This is a genomic window from Bradyrhizobium cytisi (genome assembly GCF_008123515.1).
Classification (GTDB): Bacteria; Pseudomonadota; Alphaproteobacteria; order Rhizobiales; family Xanthobacteraceae; genus Bradyrhizobium; species Bradyrhizobium cytisi.
In genome coordinates, this window is record NZ_VSSR01000016.1 from 249,712 (window position 1) to 265,196 (window position 15,485).

Annotated in this window: 14 protein-coding genes and 1 pseudogene; 2 read left to right on the forward strand and 13 right to left on the reverse strand. The window is 58.3% G+C overall.

From position 1 onward, the window contains the following. The first annotated feature begins 325 nt into the window (after positions 1-325). On the forward strand, positions 326-829 hold the full coding sequence (locus tag FXB38_RS10295; protein ID WP_148750736.1) for a hypothetical protein: 504 nt from the start codon (positions 326-328) through the stop codon (positions 827-829). 125 nt (positions 830-954) lie between these two features. On the opposite strand, the gene FXB38_RS10300 is transcribed toward FXB38_RS10295, so the two are convergent. The 13 genes and pseudogenes from FXB38_RS10300 to FXB38_RS10360 form a co-directional block, all read right to left on the reverse strand. Continuing rightward, on the reverse strand, positions 955-1,566 hold the full coding sequence (locus FXB38_RS10300) for a LabA-like NYN domain-containing protein (protein WP_148750737.1): 612 nt from the start codon (positions 1,564-1,566) through the stop codon (positions 955-957). A 170-nt stretch (positions 1,567-1,736) separates the two neighbouring features. Further along, positions 1,737-2,681 (reverse strand): GDP-L-fucose synthase family protein, encoded by a 945-nt coding sequence (locus FXB38_RS10305; protein WP_148750738.1) that lies wholly within the window; start codon positions 2,679-2,681, stop codon positions 1,737-1,739. A gap of 4 nt (positions 2,682-2,685) precedes the next feature. Next, entirely contained in the window at positions 2,686-3,768 is a 1,083-nt protein-coding gene (gmd, locus tag FXB38_RS10310) for a GDP-mannose 4,6-dehydratase (RefSeq protein ID WP_148750739.1), read from the reverse strand. A 75-nt stretch (positions 3,769-3,843) separates the two neighbouring features. Further along, on the reverse strand, positions 3,844-4,737 hold the full coding sequence (locus tag FXB38_RS10315) for a glycosyltransferase family 2 protein (protein ID WP_246229803.1): 894 nt from the start codon (positions 4,735-4,737) through the stop codon (positions 3,844-3,846). A 109-nt stretch (positions 4,738-4,846) separates the two neighbouring features. Further along, positions 4,847-5,242: pseudogene (locus FXB38_RS45045) on the reverse strand (GNAT family N-acetyltransferase); the annotation flags it as partial. Further along, positions 5,239-6,213, reverse strand: a complete 975-nt coding sequence (locus FXB38_RS10325) for a glycosyltransferase family 2 protein (protein ID WP_148750741.1) — start codon at positions 6,211-6,213, stop codon at positions 5,239-5,241. The gene FXB38_RS10325 and the pseudogene FXB38_RS45045, both read right to left, overlap by 4 nt. Before the next feature lie 12 nt (positions 6,214-6,225). Beyond that, positions 6,226-7,209 (reverse strand): glycosyltransferase, encoded by a 984-nt coding sequence (locus FXB38_RS10330; protein ID WP_148750742.1) that lies wholly within the window; start codon positions 7,207-7,209, stop codon positions 6,226-6,228. Positions 7,210-7,234: 25 nt separating this feature from the next. After that, a complete protein-coding gene (locus tag FXB38_RS10335; RefSeq protein WP_148750743.1) occupies positions 7,235-8,356 on the reverse strand; it encodes a DegT/DnrJ/EryC1/StrS family aminotransferase in 1,122 nt (373 codons plus the stop codon). 77 nt (positions 8,357-8,433) lie between these two features. Beyond that, positions 8,434-11,298 carry an FkbM family methyltransferase gene (locus FXB38_RS10340; RefSeq protein ID WP_148750744.1) on the reverse strand — a complete coding sequence of 955 codons (2,865 nt, stop codon included), beginning with the start codon at positions 11,296-11,298 and terminating at the stop codon, positions 8,434-8,436. Further along, complete coding sequence (locus FXB38_RS10345) at positions 11,295-12,755, reverse strand: ABC transporter ATP-binding protein (RefSeq protein ID WP_148750745.1); 1,461 nt, start codon at positions 12,753-12,755, stop codon at positions 11,295-11,297. The genes FXB38_RS10340 and FXB38_RS10345 overlap by 4 nt, the downstream gene beginning before the upstream one ends. Further along, the gene (locus FXB38_RS10350; RefSeq protein WP_148750746.1) at positions 12,752-13,633 is read right to left on the reverse strand and encodes an FkbM family methyltransferase; all 882 of its coding nucleotides are present in this window, start codon (positions 13,631-13,633) and stop codon (positions 12,752-12,754) included. The genes FXB38_RS10345 and FXB38_RS10350 overlap by 4 nt, the downstream gene beginning before the upstream one ends. Continuing rightward, positions 13,630-14,409 carry an ABC transporter permease gene (locus FXB38_RS10355; protein ID WP_148750747.1) on the reverse strand — a complete coding sequence of 260 codons (780 nt, stop codon included), beginning with the start codon at positions 14,407-14,409 and terminating at the stop codon, positions 13,630-13,632. Before FXB38_RS10355 ends, FXB38_RS10350 begins: the two co-directional genes overlap by 4 nt. A gap of 4 nt (positions 14,410-14,413) precedes the next feature. Continuing rightward, positions 14,414-15,103, reverse strand: coding sequence for a class I SAM-dependent methyltransferase (locus FXB38_RS10360; protein WP_148750748.1), 690 nt, complete (start codon positions 15,101-15,103; stop codon positions 14,414-14,416). Here FXB38_RS10360 and FXB38_RS42645 point away from each other — a divergent pair. Next, the gene (locus FXB38_RS42645) at positions 15,080-15,262 is read left to right on the forward strand and encodes a hypothetical protein (RefSeq protein WP_187434781.1); all 183 of its coding nucleotides are present in this window, start codon (positions 15,080-15,082) and stop codon (positions 15,260-15,262) included. The two genes, FXB38_RS10360 and FXB38_RS42645, sit on opposite strands and share 24 nt — an antisense overlap. The last annotated feature ends 223 nt before the right edge of the window (positions 15,263-15,485 follow it).

Genomic DNA, 15,485 nt, shown 5'->3' on the forward strand with positions numbered 1-15,485 from the left:
GCGGACGTCGACGCAGGATGCTTCTGCCTGAAGATGAATTCAACAAAGCCCGACCTGACAGCGCCAGCATATGACCAAGAGTCGGCGCTCAAGCCGGCAAGGGCGATTTCTGGTTCGCGTATAGCGGCGATTGACGATCGGGCTCCTTGGGCGCAATGAAGAGTGCGTTGCGCTCGTTCCAATCAGCATAGGTTGGGAAGATCATCGGGCCGGAACGACCTCGCCAGCTGCACTCCAATTTTTGTTCAGTATGCCCCGCCGTCGGCAAATCATTCTATGGCTTTTCATTGCGGCCGCGGTTCCGTCTGGCTCTTTTTTCGGTACCTTGAGCCTGATCGATCGATTCCATCCAGGTTTTGGATATGAGGTCGCCCGCTTCCCGCGCGTGGAGCGTGGCCGGCCGTTGACATTTCAGAACGGCGAAAACAGCGGCGCGCTTGTGCTGGGCTGGTCGTTTTCGGAATCTTGGGGCGTATGGTCGGACGGCGATCGAGTGCAGCTGGGGCTCGTGATTCTGAGCGACCCCGCCGAAACTGCGAAACTTCTCATAGAGTGCAGAGTGTTCATTACCCCGATGACGCCTGAGCAAAAAGTCGAGTTCTGGGCCCGCAACATAAAGCTGACCGAGGTTACGCTAAGAAAGGATGTGAGTGCGATCCCGGTCCCGCTTGGCGGCCTCCGGCTTGGGCCGGGGTATCCGCTCATTCTCGAGCTAAGAATGCCGTTAGCAAAATCGCCGCAACAGCTCGCCCTGTCGCGAGACGGCCGCAAGCTTGCGCTCGGAATAGTGAGCGCCAGGTTCGAGGAAGGAATCGCGGGCCCGCTCTGACGTATCATGCGCTCGCGAACCGCTCCCGCTCCCATAATCATTCTCAAGTTTGCTTGAAAAGGCTCGGCTGGTTGGCCGAGCGCGCTTGGCTCCTCCACCGCCTGTGACGATGGATGCAGGAATTCCTAGATCATCGGCTCTGCGCCGCGGCCGCGCAGCGAGGTAGATTGATCGGTGCCTAGTGCCGCGCGTGGTCGCCCGGTGACAATGCGGCCGATCTTCGGTTTCAGCTCCAGGAGATCGATGAATGCATCAGCCTGGCGCCGCAGCCCGTGGGCGACCATTGCCGGCTGTGTCGCTCCCGTCGAGACCACGGTCACGTGCACACCTCGCCGTTGAACGGCCATCACGAGCCTGCGAAAATTACCGTCGCCCGAAAACAGCACGATCCGGTCTACATGGCCGGCAAGCTCCAGGACATCGACCGCGAGGTCGATATCCATGCTGCATTTCACTACGCGCTGGCCGCTCGTGTCGATGCACGCCCTCGTTGGCTTCGTGATGACGGTAAAGCCATTGTAGTCGAGCCAATCGATGAACGGACGCACAGAAGACACCTCCAGGTCCTCACTCGTTCTCGTATAATAGAAGGCTCGGAGTAGCGTTCCCTGGCTCTCGAACTGCTTCAGCAACAGCCTGTGATCAATGTCGAAGCCGAGCGCCCTGGACGTGGCGTACAGATTTAGTCCATCGATGAATAGAGCGATCCTGTTGACCGGACGATCTGCCACCACCATTCCTCCCATGAGCGAAACCGTGAATTCGCCGAACGAACCGATCGCTCGGCCGACGCCATATCAATCGAGTGATGGTCTTCCGAATGATGGAAGACTGAAGGCACGGCTGGGGCCATCGCCCGAGTTTTGGAGGGCACGGTAGGATTCGCCACGCAGCCATCGCGGGGCGGTCAAATCGTTCCTTCGGGAAAGCGCCCTAGAAAGTCCGCATAAGCTTTGCGGATACCTTCTTTAAGGCTGGTTTTGGCCTGCCAACCCAGTTCGCGCATCCGATCCACATTGAGGAGCTTGCGTGGCGTCCCGTCTGGTTTGGTCGGATCGAAGACAATCGAGCCCTTGAATCCAATAACTTCGTTGACGGTCTGGGCGAGATCGCCGATCGTGCTATCTTCTCCAGTACCGATATTGAACAGCCCGTCGCGGATGTCGTCCCGCTCCATCAGAAACATGCAGGCGTCCGCCATGTCGTCCACGTAGAGAAACTCGCGTCTTGGACGCCCCGATCCCCAGACCGGGTAAGTCGCTTCTTCCCGCTGTTTCGCCTCGTGGGCTTTACGGATGAGAGCTGGCAGAACATGGCTATTGTTCAAGTCGTAACTGTCATTGGAGCCGTAGAGATTCGTTGGCATCGCGGAAACATACTGCGTTCCGTATTGCCGATTGTAGCTCTCGCACAGCTTGATCCCCACAATCTTTGCGATCGCGTAGGGCTCATTCGTGGGCTCCAATGGGCTGCCGAGCAGATACTCTTCCTTGATAGGTTGCGGGCAATCTCGTGGGTAAATGCAACTTGACCCCAGAAATAGGATGCGCCGAACGCCAGCCAGCCAGGCGGCATGGATGATGTTCGCCTCAATCATGATATTCTGATAGATGAATTCCGCCCGATAGCTGCTGTTGGCGAGTATGCCACCGACTTTGGCTGCCGCCAGAAAGATGTAATCGGGCTTTTCTTGCGCGAGAAACTGGGCGACAGCCGCTTGATTGGTCAAATCCAACTGAGCGCGTGAACAGGTTAGTAGATTCTCGTATCCGGCAGCCTGAAGCCGCCGGACAATGGCGGAGCCGACCATGCCGCGATGGCCAGCGACATAGATCTTGCACGATTTCTTCATCGCTCTACTCGTGATAATCGAACGCGCTAAATCCGTGCAGCTTGATCAACTCATCGCGCTGCGCGGCCTTCAAATCCTGGCCGATCATTTCCTTGACGAGCTCCTGGAAGGAGATTTTTGGCTTCCAGCCCAGTTTTCGTTGCGCTTTTGAGGCATCGCCCAGCAAGCTTTCCACTTCGGTGAGCCGGAAATAGCGCGGATCGACAGCAACGACGCACTTGCCGGTGGCGTCGTAGCCCCGCTCGTTCACATCTCTGCCCTTCCAATCGATCGACAAACCGATTTCCTTGGCGGCGAGTTCGACAAATTCGCGCACGCTGTATTGGATTCCGGTCGCGATTACGAAGTCTTCCGGCGCGTCCTGCTGCAGCATCATCCACTGCATTTCGACGTAGTCTTTCGCATGGCCCCAGTCGCGCTTGGCATCGAGGTTGCCCAGGTACAAGCAATCCTGCAGGCCGAGCTTGATGCGAGCCAAGCCGCGCGTGATCTTGCGCGTCACGAATGTTTCGCCCCGGTTCGGGCTCTCATGATTGAACAGGACGCCATTGCAGGCATACATGCCGTACGCCTCGCGATAGTTCACTGTGATCCAGTAGGCATAGAGCTTCGCTACGGCGTAGGGGCTTCGCGGATAGAAGGGGGTCGTTTCCCTCTGCGGGATCTCCTGAACGAGCCCATAGAGCTCGGACGTGCTCGCTTGATAAAAACGCGCCTTCTTCTCAAGACCCAGAATTCGAATCGCTTCAAGAACCCGCAGCGTTCCCAGCGCGTCCGAATTTGCCGTATATTCCGGTTCCTCGAAGCTCACCGCGACATGACTTTGCGCAGCGAGATTGTAGATCTCGTCGGGCTGCACCTGCTGAACAATGCGCAGCAAGGAAGACGAGTCGGTCATATCGCCATGGTGAAGAATAAAGTGACGACGCTTCTCGTGGGGATCCTGGTAGAGATGATCGATACGGTCGGTGTTAAAAAGCGAGGTCCGGCGCTTGATGCCATGGACTTCATAGCCTTTCGAGAGAAGCAGCTCGGCGAGATACGCGCCATCCTGGCCAGTAACGCCCGTGATCAGTGCCTTTTTCATTTTGGAAGTTGTCCTTTTTACTAAACTCGAATATTGCCACCCGCTAGGCTTCTAGCGACGTGACACGGCGGTTCGTCACGAACGCGCGGTTGGTGTTGGCATCAAACGTGAGCGCCACTCCCGGCCGAGATGCCGCATCACGTAAGGAATTACGGCGAGTCGCAGCTCGCCTTCCGATGGGACATAGCCGAGGCAACGCCCGCGAATTCTGTTCATCTCGGCCAGACCCAAATCCTTTTGAGCTATCGTCTTCTGGGCGGAATGCACGCGGAAAGCGCCGATAAACCGCGGAAGGTGACGGAAACGCGCTCCGCACTCGCGGAAACGCACCAGCAGCTCCCAGTCCATCGCAAAGTCAAAGCTGTCGTCCAGACGCGAACCAACACGCTCCCAGAGCCGTCGCCGCCAGAAGACTGTCTCTTGCGGAATGTAATCGACCCACGAGAGAATCCGGTTTGAATGGCTCGGGAGCATCCAACGTCCGATCTCGCGGCTGTCGCGGTCGACGACAATTCGGTCCCCATAGACCACGTCCACATCAGGATGCGCGGTGAAGAACCGGGCGACGAATTCGAGCGCCCCCGGAAGCAAGAAATCGTCGCCGTTAAGCCAGCCGAGAATATCGCCCGATGCGAGGGCGAAGCCCTTGTTGAGCGCGTCCGACTGACCGCTATCTTTTTGGCTTTCGAAATGGCTCAAGTACTTGCGGTAGAGCGCGACAGTATCGGTCGTACCGTCTGTCGACCCTCCATCTATGACGATATATTCGAGAGGTGAAACGCGCTGCATAAGCACGCTCTCGATCGTCTGGGCGACAAAGGCCGCTTGGTTCAGGACGGGGGTCACTATGGAGATGGAGAGCGGACTTATATAGTCCGGCCCCGCTGCGGGGGCGCGGATGGGTCGCGGCGGATAGGCTTGGAACTGACCAAGACGGAAACCGCTTGCGTGACGAAGGATCGTCTTCAACTCTGGTACTATAGACATATGATGAAACTCGCGACCGCGTCTGAGGCGTCGTGTTACAGCTCGAGCGTTCCGACAAGCTGATCCGCTTCAAGCAGNNGTAGCCGAGTGACAGGTATAATTTGTGGGCTGAAAGATTGTCGGGATACACCTTCAGTCGAATTTGCTTGGCCCCCGAAAGCCGAGCGAGTAAATGGAGATGCTCCATCAGCAGCCTCGGCGCCCCGCTCCCTCGGAGTTCGGGGGCGACATAGATGCCGAGGCTCGGAACGGAAAAGCCATCGTCCCAACCTCGCAGGAATCCATAAGCAAAGAACCGCTCGTCAGTTCGAAGCGCCAAGTATCTGTCGTCTCTTCGATAGCCGCAGATATGAGCGGCCTCAAGTGCCGTGAACGGATGGGGATGAAATCGGCGGCTGCCCGGATCGGCAGCGATGACCGCAAACAGTTCAGCCAGCAACGTAGCGTGACCAGGCCGCAGGCTGACGATTTCCAATCTCACAGTCATGTTGCGACCTTCGGCCTGCCGATCGCCTGCCGTAGACCGCGCCAGCAATCACTGATGGTCAGCCTGTCGCCAACAAGCGGGCCTGACTTCGCGATCGTCTCGCGAAACAATCCGCGCAGACAATGAGCCGGCTGGCGTATATTCAGCCATAGCCACACCGTCTTGAAATAAAGCAGGCGATAGACCACGTGGTGCCTGTCGCCATAGTGATTGCCATGCAGTGTTTGGTAGAGATTGTCGCTGATCGCTTGCACGAAATATGGCGAGACCCGTCCGAAATGCCTGACCTGGACAGCCGTGACTTCAGCCAGAAGCTCGAGCGTCTGCCCGGCTGATTTAGTCGTCGCGTACCAGCGATTTCCCGAAATGTCGACGTCGCACGCGGCAAACCGGCACCCCGCGAGCGCGAAGCGCGCCCATAGATCGTAGTCCATGCAGAACCGCAGCGCAGGGTTTATCCCGCCGATGTTCGCGTACGCGGACGTGCGGAAGAATATCGAAGGCTGCGCAAGGTAGCCCTTCTCGAACATTTCGAGCGCGACGTCGACGTCCGGGCCGACCTTAATCGTCGGGTAAGGCCGATGGTTGCTGCCGTCTTCGTCCATATAGTGACCTTGCCCAACCACGACCTCAGCATCGAGGTTGCGCGCCACAACCTCGTTGACGGCCCAGAGCGCGCGATTGCTCTGAACATCGTCTGAATTAAGCCAGGTGATCCATCCCTCACGCGCTCGTGCAAATCCCTTGGCTATCGCATGCGACTGGCCATTATCGCGCTCGCTGACCCAGGTAATACGATCCCCGTAGTGCTTCAGGCGTTCGACCGTGTCATCCGTCGACCCGCCGTCCATGACCAGGATATCCAAAGCGGGATAGTTCTGGTCCAGCAGGCTCGTGATTGTCTCATCGACAAAGCGGCCCTGATTATATGATGGGACAACCACGGTAATCGGGATCTCTGTCTTCGCCATGACCACGTCTCCTTAAGCGGCTATGCGGCGACCCTGAGCCGCCCACGTCCTGAACCTGCGCATGGATCGCGACGCAAGGCGTGGCGACCAGCGCATATTCATGGTCATCCAGTACCAGCGCGCCATCAGCTGAATCTTGCAGCCAGCAGGGGGTGCTTCGCCGCGTGCCCACGCCGCGCCGTGTTCGATGGTGTATGCATATTTGAAAGCCCAACTAAGCGGCACAACGCCGTAATATTGATGGACGGCCTCGCAAACTCCGCTCAAGAGCCTTCGATCCGCGTTGGCGGTGATTGCGTCATCATGCAAGCGCGACAGTGAAAAGTAATCGTCGCAAAAATAGAACGGCACGTTCTCCTGCCAACGCATCCATAGCTCATAATCGAGAATTTTGGAGTTGAGCGCTCCACAGAGCGTTATGGCCATTCGTTTGAAGAACAAGGATGGCTGCGGCACGAGACAAAAATGCATCATGCGCCGACGTTGCTCGGAGATGAGCGGGCTCCAATCGACCGGATAATCGATAAGGGGATTGAGCTCCCGGTCTGCGTACCGATTGCGGCCATACACGACCATCGCCATTTGATTGTAGTGAAAGAAGGTGGCTACTTTCCAGAACGTGTCGGGTAGATAGACATCGTCCGAATTGATCCAGGCAACTATTTCGCCGGTCGTATTTGCGATGCCTTTGTTGACCCCGTGGTGATGTCCTCCGTCCGGCCGGCTGTCGTACCTGACGACTCCGGGTCGGGATCGCGCGTACTCCTCCAGGATATCGACAGATCCATCGGTCGAACCGCCGTCGGCTACAAAGATCTCCATGTTGGGATAGTCCTGTGCGAGCACGGACTCGAGGGTCTCTCGCAGGAAGGTTGCCTGGTTAAAGGATGGAATAACCACCGCAAAGCTTGGCAGCTCTGCGCGCGACAGGCTCCGGACATGCCCGATCTGTTCGGGTTTCGGGGTGAATGCGAGGCTGCGTTCGAGATCATTCATTGTGGTGTTCCGATATCGTACGGCGTCATGCCGAGCTGCGCACCAGGCGGATGATCGCCGCGCAAATCTCGTCAATTTCCTCGTCACGAAGGCCCGTATAGGTCGGAAAATTGATCCCGTGCGCCGCGAGGAATTCCGTGTTGGGGAGCGTCTGCCCGGACGCATACATCGGCAGGTGATGCATGGGCACGAAGAACGGGCGGGTCTCGATGCCGTAGTCTCGCGCGAGTTGACGCATGATGTTCGCCCGGCGCTCTTCGCCGCCGGTAGTCAATACCGCCGAGAACAGCCAGTACGTCCCCTCATAGCCGGCGATCTGCGCCGGCAACTTCAGCAAGCCGTCGGTCTCGAGCGGGCGAAGACGCTCCACGTATCGTTTGGCGATCCGACGGCGTTCGGCCAGATGAAAGTCGAGCATCTCGATCTGCCCAAGGCCGATTGCCCCCGCGATGTTAGTCATGCGGTAGTTGTAGCCCATGATCGGGTGCCAGTACCTGCGCTCGAGATCCATGCCCTGGCCGCGCAACATCTTTGCGTGACGGCGGCGCGCAGGATCACGGACATATAAGGCGCCGCCCTCACCGGTCGAGATGGTCTTGTTTCCATAGAAACTAAATGTTGAAGCGTCGCCGAAATGTCCTGTTGGTTTTCCGAACACCTTAGCGCCTAGGCTTTCGGCGCAATCCTCAAGCAGCCAAGCGCCGCGATCCCGGCACAGTTCTGCGATTTGCGCGACGTCTGTTGGCATTCCATACAAATGAACGGCCAGTACCCCCACGGTGCGCGGTGTCCATGCCTTTTTGATGAACGCGGCCGTCGCGTTCCAGATTGTCGGATCGCAATCAGCGAACACCGGGGTCGCGCCGCAGTACCGAACAGCATTGGCCGAGGCGACATAGGTAAGTGAAGGGATGATGACCTCTTCACCGGCGCGCAGTCCAAGCGCAAGACACGCTAGGTGAAGCGCGGTCGTTCCGTTACTGGCGGAAAGGCACTCGTCAACTTGCAGCGTCCTTGCGATCGCGTGCTCGAACTTCTGAAGGTACGCGCCAGTACTGGATATCCAGCCGGAATCGATTGCGTCGATGACGTAACGCCGTTCGTTTCCGCACAACACCGGCTTAGAGACTTGGTATCGAATGTTCATTCAATTTGCTTCTTAACGTTGTTATTCAACATGAACGGAAAATACGCACTCATATGTTCGAACACGCGGCCACGAGCTCATCCGGGCACCGCTGCCGCGCGACTGTTGCCCCGACCACTTCTGTCCCGGCGGGCATAGTCGTAAGCCTCCGCCAGACCCGTCACGTATTTCTGGATGCCATGATCTTCGCTCGCTTTCGCAAGCGCCCGCTGCGCGTGGGCGCGCCGATCATCTGGATAGTCGAGCCATCGCAGCATCTTTGCCGCGATATCCTCCACATCGAAGGGATCGAAGAGTAGGCCGGCCCCGCCCTGCATCAGTTCGGGCAGTGACGTGACATTAGAGCACATCGCGGGCACGCCGAGCACTTGGGCTTCGATGATCGGATAACTTGAGGCCTCGAACGTCGAGGGCACTACGCAATAGAGAGCGCCCTTATAGATCGCCGCAAGATGATCTACCGGGACATGGTCAAGGCAGATGACGTGCGAGCCGAGCCCTAGCTTTTCGATCGTCGCTCTCACCGCAGGCCAGCCGGAATGCCCACGGTAACCGGTGAAGACCAACTTCAAATCGACGTTCGGGCGTTTGTCGCGCACGATACGCAACGCCTGCACAAGCCTCGCGTGATTTTTGTGCGACCAGAACTGCGCCGGATATACCACGTAAGTAGGCGGCAGCTTGTATCGCGACGCCGCGTCTTGAACGCTGAAGGTGCCAAGGCCGGCGACCACTCTGGGATCCCAGGTGACGGGCACGGTGAACACCTTGGCCGGCGGCACCTGCATTTGGGTGATGAGATCATCCCGAACGAAGTCGGAGGACACGACGATCGCATCCGCCAAAGATGCCGAAAGGCTATACAGCCTGTTGCGGGCTTCAATATCCGTTGGCCGAAAGTTCTCGGGAAAGTGCAGGTGCTGAAGATCGTGAAGGTTCAGGACCGACGGGATGCGGAAATCAAGGAGCGAAAAGATCTGAACTGGACTGTGGAGCACATCTACGCCGATATCCTCTTGAAGGCGCGAGAAGGTTGCCATTGAGGTCGCGGCGCTCAATCGTCGACTGTGACCGAAAAGACGTTTGGGCACATCGATCGCCAACCCGACGGCGAGACTCCTGCGCATGACGAAGTAGCTGACCCTGGCTCCAAACAGCCTGCGCAGGGGCGGCACCTGGTCCGGCAGGCAAATCAACGTCACCCGCCGGCCGCCCTCCAGCAGAGCGCTGGTCAGCATCTTCATGTAGGTCTCGACGCCACCGGAGACGCCAAAGACGATCTCAAGCGCGTCGATCGCCACATGCAAGCCGCCTCCGGATGCTTCGCTGGGGATGTAATCGCCGTAGCCTGGAGGGTTATGCTTTCGGCGTAACTGCAGATCGGCGAAGCCTCTTAGCACCGCCTTTCCCTTGAGCTCCCGAAGAGCCGCCAGCTCGAGCACATGATCCTTGGCGACGAGCTTTTGGGACTGAATTGCGTTCTCGACGGAGGCACGCTCAAGATCGATCTTCAGTCGGTTGATAACCTGCGATTTTTCTGCCCGATCCGCTTCGACGGCGGCTAGATCGGCCTCCAGGCGCTGTGTTGCCTTCAGGGCGTTGTCGCGGGCCTCCACAAGTGCCTGCCGGTCGGTCTTGAGTTCGGCGACCTCGCCAACAAGGCGCTCGATGGTGACTCCCTTTTCGGTCCGGTCAGCGCTAACGGCACGTAGCTCACTTTCCAGACGCGCATTGGCGTTCAGGAGGTTGTCGCGCTCCTCGGTCAGAAGCTGCTGCGCTCCAGCCGATTCGGTAATTTGCCGAGCCAGCCTTGCGATCACATCCGCCTTGCTAGTTTGATCAGCCTCAACTGACCGCAGCTGGTTTTCCAAGCTTTGGTTAATGTTGAGAACGTTTTCGCGCTCATCCAGCAACTGCTGGCGAATTTCTCCAAGCGCCGAGATTTCTGCAGCCAGGGACTCAAGATTGAAGGCCTTTGCAGTCCGGTCTTCATCAACGGCTCGCAATTCGCTCGCCAGCCGTTCATTCACGTCCAAAACGTCTTCACGTTCCTTCGTCAGCGCCAGTTGGCTGCTCTTCAGCTCGACAAGCTCGCGTTCGATACGTTCAAGGACGCGCGCCTTTTCGGCTCGATCGCTTTCGACGGCACGCAGTTCATCTTCAAGGCGCCGGTTGGCGTTCAGTACGTCTTCCCGTTCCTTCAGCAACACCTGGTGAGTGCGCTTGACCTCGTGAACTTCGGCAAGCTCGAACCCGTCGTGAACACATGGAGGGAGGAAAAGGCGCTTTCGGAGATGCGCATCCTCTTTCCTGAGATAGAAGCGGCTCAGGCCGTCATACCCGGCAAGCTCGTAGTCTGCCGCAAGAACAGCGGGCTCCCAGTCGTCCCAGTTGCGAATGCTATCGGCCTCGTCCCAGTCCTCGATTTTGACTGAAGGCAGCGTCGCTTCGATGACAAGCACGCGCGGCCGGCGCCTCTTCAAGTCGACACCGCGCAGCACCGCCGCTTCGAAGCCTTCGACATCAATCTTGAGGAAATCGATGATCCGGTCCCCGCAATCAGCGATCACCTCTTCGAGCGTCACCACAGGCACTTCGTAGTCGACGACGTTGTATCCGGAGCGGCGGAGCTCCTCGGCCTGCGCTTCATTTGCGGTCGACAGGGACGTGAGTTCGTTGCACTCGTAAAACCGCACTCGTCCACCGAAGTCGGCCACAGCAAGGTTGAGGTTTTGGTCGCGCGGCCTTTCATCAACGAACAACTGAAACTGCCGCTGAACCGGTTCGATGTTTACGCCCGCCCAGCCCTGGTCGTAAAAATGTCTCGTCACCGAATGACGTGTCGGATCCCAGGCTCCCACATCGATGTAGAATCCATTCGACTGTCCCTGGAACATCCTGGCGAGAAGCACGTCTTCGAAGTTTTGGCTGTAGGAGATCATCTGCGCGGTTCGGATTCGAGGTGCGCAGCCTGAGGCACGAGGGACAGCTGCTGTTCGCTCGGCAGATCGGCAACGCCATAATGGCTGAACAGGCAAGGATCGCCCTGATGACGATGAATCACCGAAATGGCTGCCAGCCGGCTGACGTGAGACAACAGCTGGATATGAGGCGCTATCTCCGACGGGGCACAGGCCTGACGGCGGCTGAACAGCGCCTTTGGCAACTCGGCAATCCCGGACTCGACCGTATATTCGCCGACATCGATATCGAGCTTCATGTCGTGTACGCAGCGAAGGGTCGTACCCGCATGATGAATCGCCGGCGGAGGAGCCTCGAACTGCAATGAATTGCGGCCGTGCACCAGGACGCTCTTGGCGTTGATCAGCTGCACGCCGACCAGAGGAACCTCAACCGGCTGGTCCACAAGAAACTCGATATAGATTCGCAGCCATTCGCCCTGTTGGAAGACGCGGCGTGCCTTGCCCTCGCGATCCGCAATAAGGGCCTTAACCGCCCTGGCTGACGGAAGGCCGAACTGCTCGATCGCGCTGAGATCGAGTATTTCCCTTGGGTTGGCCTCGAACGGGTCCCACTCTTCCTTCAGACTGGTTGCAGGGTAAGGACCATCCGCAAGGCGTCGCTCGTGTGCCTGAGGCGGCTGCTCCGTCCGTCGGCCAGTGGGCGTTCCAAATTCGTGATGGAAGTAGTACTCAACTGCTTCCTTGCCTCGGCCTTCAAAGACCTTGCGCCCCTGCGAAAGAACCATGCCGCGATTGCAGAACTCGGCGGCGTCGGCCATCGAGTGCGTGACAAGCAGCACCGTCATTCCGCGCTTGCGGAGTTCGTTCAATCGCGCATAGCATTTCTGCTGAAAGAATACGTCGCCGACGGCCAGCGCTTCGTCGACGAGCAAAAGGTCGGGTTCTGCGTGGATCGCGACGCTGAACGCCAAGCGCAAGAACATCCCGCTTGAGTACGTCTTGACCGGCCGATCGATGTAGTCGCCGATCTCGGCAAATTTAATAATGTCGTCGATACGGTCGCGCATCTGACGTTCGGTCAAGCCGAGGATCGCGCCATTGATGAACACATTTTCTCGTCCGGAGAATTCCGGATTGAAACCGCTACCAAGCTCAAGCAATCCGGCGATACGGCCGGACGTCCGCACCGAGCCGCTCGTCGGTTTGAGCACGCCCGCCAAAATCTGCAGAAGCGTGCTCTTCCCGGCCCCATTCCGCCCGATGACAGCCAGCGCATCGCCAGGCCATAGATCGAAACTTACGTCATCGAGCGCCACATAGGCCGGCGGCTCTTTCAGCAAGGAGCCGAACAGCGCCCGCGCCAATAGGTGCCCGGGACCGCGATGCAGGTCATAGCGCTTGCCGATCGAGCGTGCGTGCACGACGGGACCGCCGACGGTGTCCTCCGCGGCATTAACGTCAGCGAGGATGTTCATTCCAGCCTCCCATGCGCGGCCAGCAGGGAGCGAAAGCTCGCGGCAAGCTTAGCGGTCTCGGCTTCTCGGCAGCGCAGCAGGCAAGCCATCGCCATGTCCGAAGCGCCGTAGACAACCTCCGTCGTCCAGGCGAGGCGCGCGAGCTCGCGGTCCGACAGCTGGTCGAGCCGTTGCAAGGACGGGACGAAGACCGCATCTGCCCACAGCGTTTGCGACGGCACACGCCCGACGGCGTATCCGCCGTGGGTCATGCGTCGGCCTTCAAGATTATGGAAATGATGGAACATAAAGTGGCGCTGTCGCAGAAACCGCTCGCATTCGGAGAACAAGGGTTGATCGCGGTAGATCTGGAGAAACTCGGTCTCGGCATGCACCAGGAGTGCCCGCTCAAGCAGCCGCTCGGCATTTTCTAGCGCAAGGAGCGTCCCGCCCTGGATGTCAATTTTCAGAAAGTCGGCTGACGCGACTTCTTCGATGTCGTCGAGACGGACCGTCGAGATCGCGATCTCTTCAGTTACCTCACACATTTCCGCCAGTCCCTCAAAGTGGGCAAGCAGTTCCGCGTTGGGACGCAGCAGGGACGATGTGAGCGGTGCCCGACATGCATAAAATTGCGCTTGAGCGCCATCGGCAATGGCGTATGGGAAGAACCGGCGTTTGCCCGACCATGTCTCATTGAGCCGGGCGCACTCAAGACGATCAGGCTCGAAACCGACGACCATCGCTCCCTTAGCGGCGAGCAGCGGCGCGTAAACATCGGCGTCGCCGGTCCCATGCGCTCCGACGTCCACGACCGTGTAGTTTTCAATGAAAGGTCCGAACAGCGCAGCGAGCGTGACCAGATAGTCCTCTCTCGGATCAGACGCAGCGGTGATCATAGCAGGTCGGCGAATGAGCGTCGGGTACGCTGGAACAAGGCGAAGGTCGCGAGGGCGAAAAGGACGCAACCCGTGGAGTGGCTCACCCACTCGCCCGGCGCCATCACCTCAGCATCCAGGACCACGTTTCTGAACGCCGTCACGAACCACGTTAGTGGATTCAGCTCGAGGACCGTTGCGAACGCCGGTGGAACCGCGGAAGCCGGATAGCAAACGGGTGCGAAGAACATCAGCAGCTGCGCCAAAAGCGGGGCCAGCTGCGACAAGTCCCGAAAGAAAACGCCGAGCGTCGCGAAGAGGAACGCCACGCCGAGGCCGAGCGCCGCCAACGGCATGAATATCAGCGGTAAGATCAGGACAGTTGGAGGCACAACGCCCCAGAGGAGTCCGACGGCTGCAACGAGAATGAGCGCGTTGATTGCGGCCAAGACGAGCGCGCTGTTCACGACAACGATCGGAAGGAGAGAAAGCGGAAATCGCACCTTCTTCACGAAGTTCGCTGCGGAAGTGATGCAGGTCGCAGAGCGCGTCAATACTTCCGCGACAAACAGATAAGGAACCAAGCCGGCAAAGATCATCAGCGCGCCCTCATTCGGACGCCCCTCCGTACCGGCCGACCAGCGCACGTTCAGCACAAGCGAAAAGACGAAGGTAAACATCGACAACAGCAGACCGGAATACAGAAAGGGCCACAGAAGACCCAGTACGGTACCGCGATAGCGCTGCGCCAGGTCCCTTTGGGTCAGCATGAACCCAAGCCACAATGTCTGCGTCACATCCCTATTCCTTCGTCTGGATACTGAGCAGGCGGTCCGCAAGCATTACACTTGTCTGCGGCGTTCGAGATGCAACGAAGATGCATCGATAAAGCTTTGTTGTGTTGGCGGGAGCGCGCTCGAGCCAATTGGTCGGAAATTCATCGTGCCATGGCTGAGTGCGGGGCACGTAAACATAAGGAAAGAGGCGCTTCAACGAGCTGAAGATCAGGGGCCGCGTCGGCCGGCAGCCCAAGCCGTTTGCGGCCTGCGTCGGGTCGTTCACGTCCTCAACAATCCCATTGACCGCCTCCTCAGCACCAAACGAGACGCAGGTTTCGAGCAGAAGCATTTCTTTCGTCCGCGCCGCCATCCGCGTCAGCGCCGAAAGCGGATCTGAAAGGTGGTACAGAACCCCGTATGCATAGACGATATCGTGCGCAGGCAAATCGGCCGGGAAGTCTTGTTCGACATCCACCACGCGCGCTGCCCCCGCCGGAAATCTCGTCCGCAGATGAGCGATGTTCTCTTCCCGCGCATCGGTTGCGGTTACCCTGCAACCGCGATCCAGAAAGAAGCTTGTATGATCGCCTATGCCGGCGCCGAGTTCGAGAACTGTTCTTCCGGTGATCGGCAGCATTAAGCTCGCAAGGTGCTCTTGGCGCCTCCTGTTGTGCCTTTGATAGGCATCATGCGTGAAGAATTCTATGGACATTATAACCGCGCGCGTAACGACCGTGACCAGCAGGTAGCGCTGCCGCCGCCGAAGGTCCTCTTCCCCTACCTAAATAAAATCCGCTCATCCATATCCCAAATGGGACTGTTCCTCTGTTTCGTTGCAGCTAAACGTAAGGAGGCTTTTGTTGTCGACTGATCGGGTGCAGCAGGGGACGGGGGTTCTTCAAGCTACATCACATTTCAAAGAACCGGGTGAGCTCCCGTTTGCGAGAGCGCGCTATTGATGGTGTGTCGGGACGATTTTCTCGGTTCAGGCGCGCGATCCGGGGTTTATGCGCATCGTGAGAAGGCGGAAACGCCACTGAGGTGCGCCTTCGTTCTCCGTGCCTGCCGATCGATCGGTCGTGGACCCCGGATAT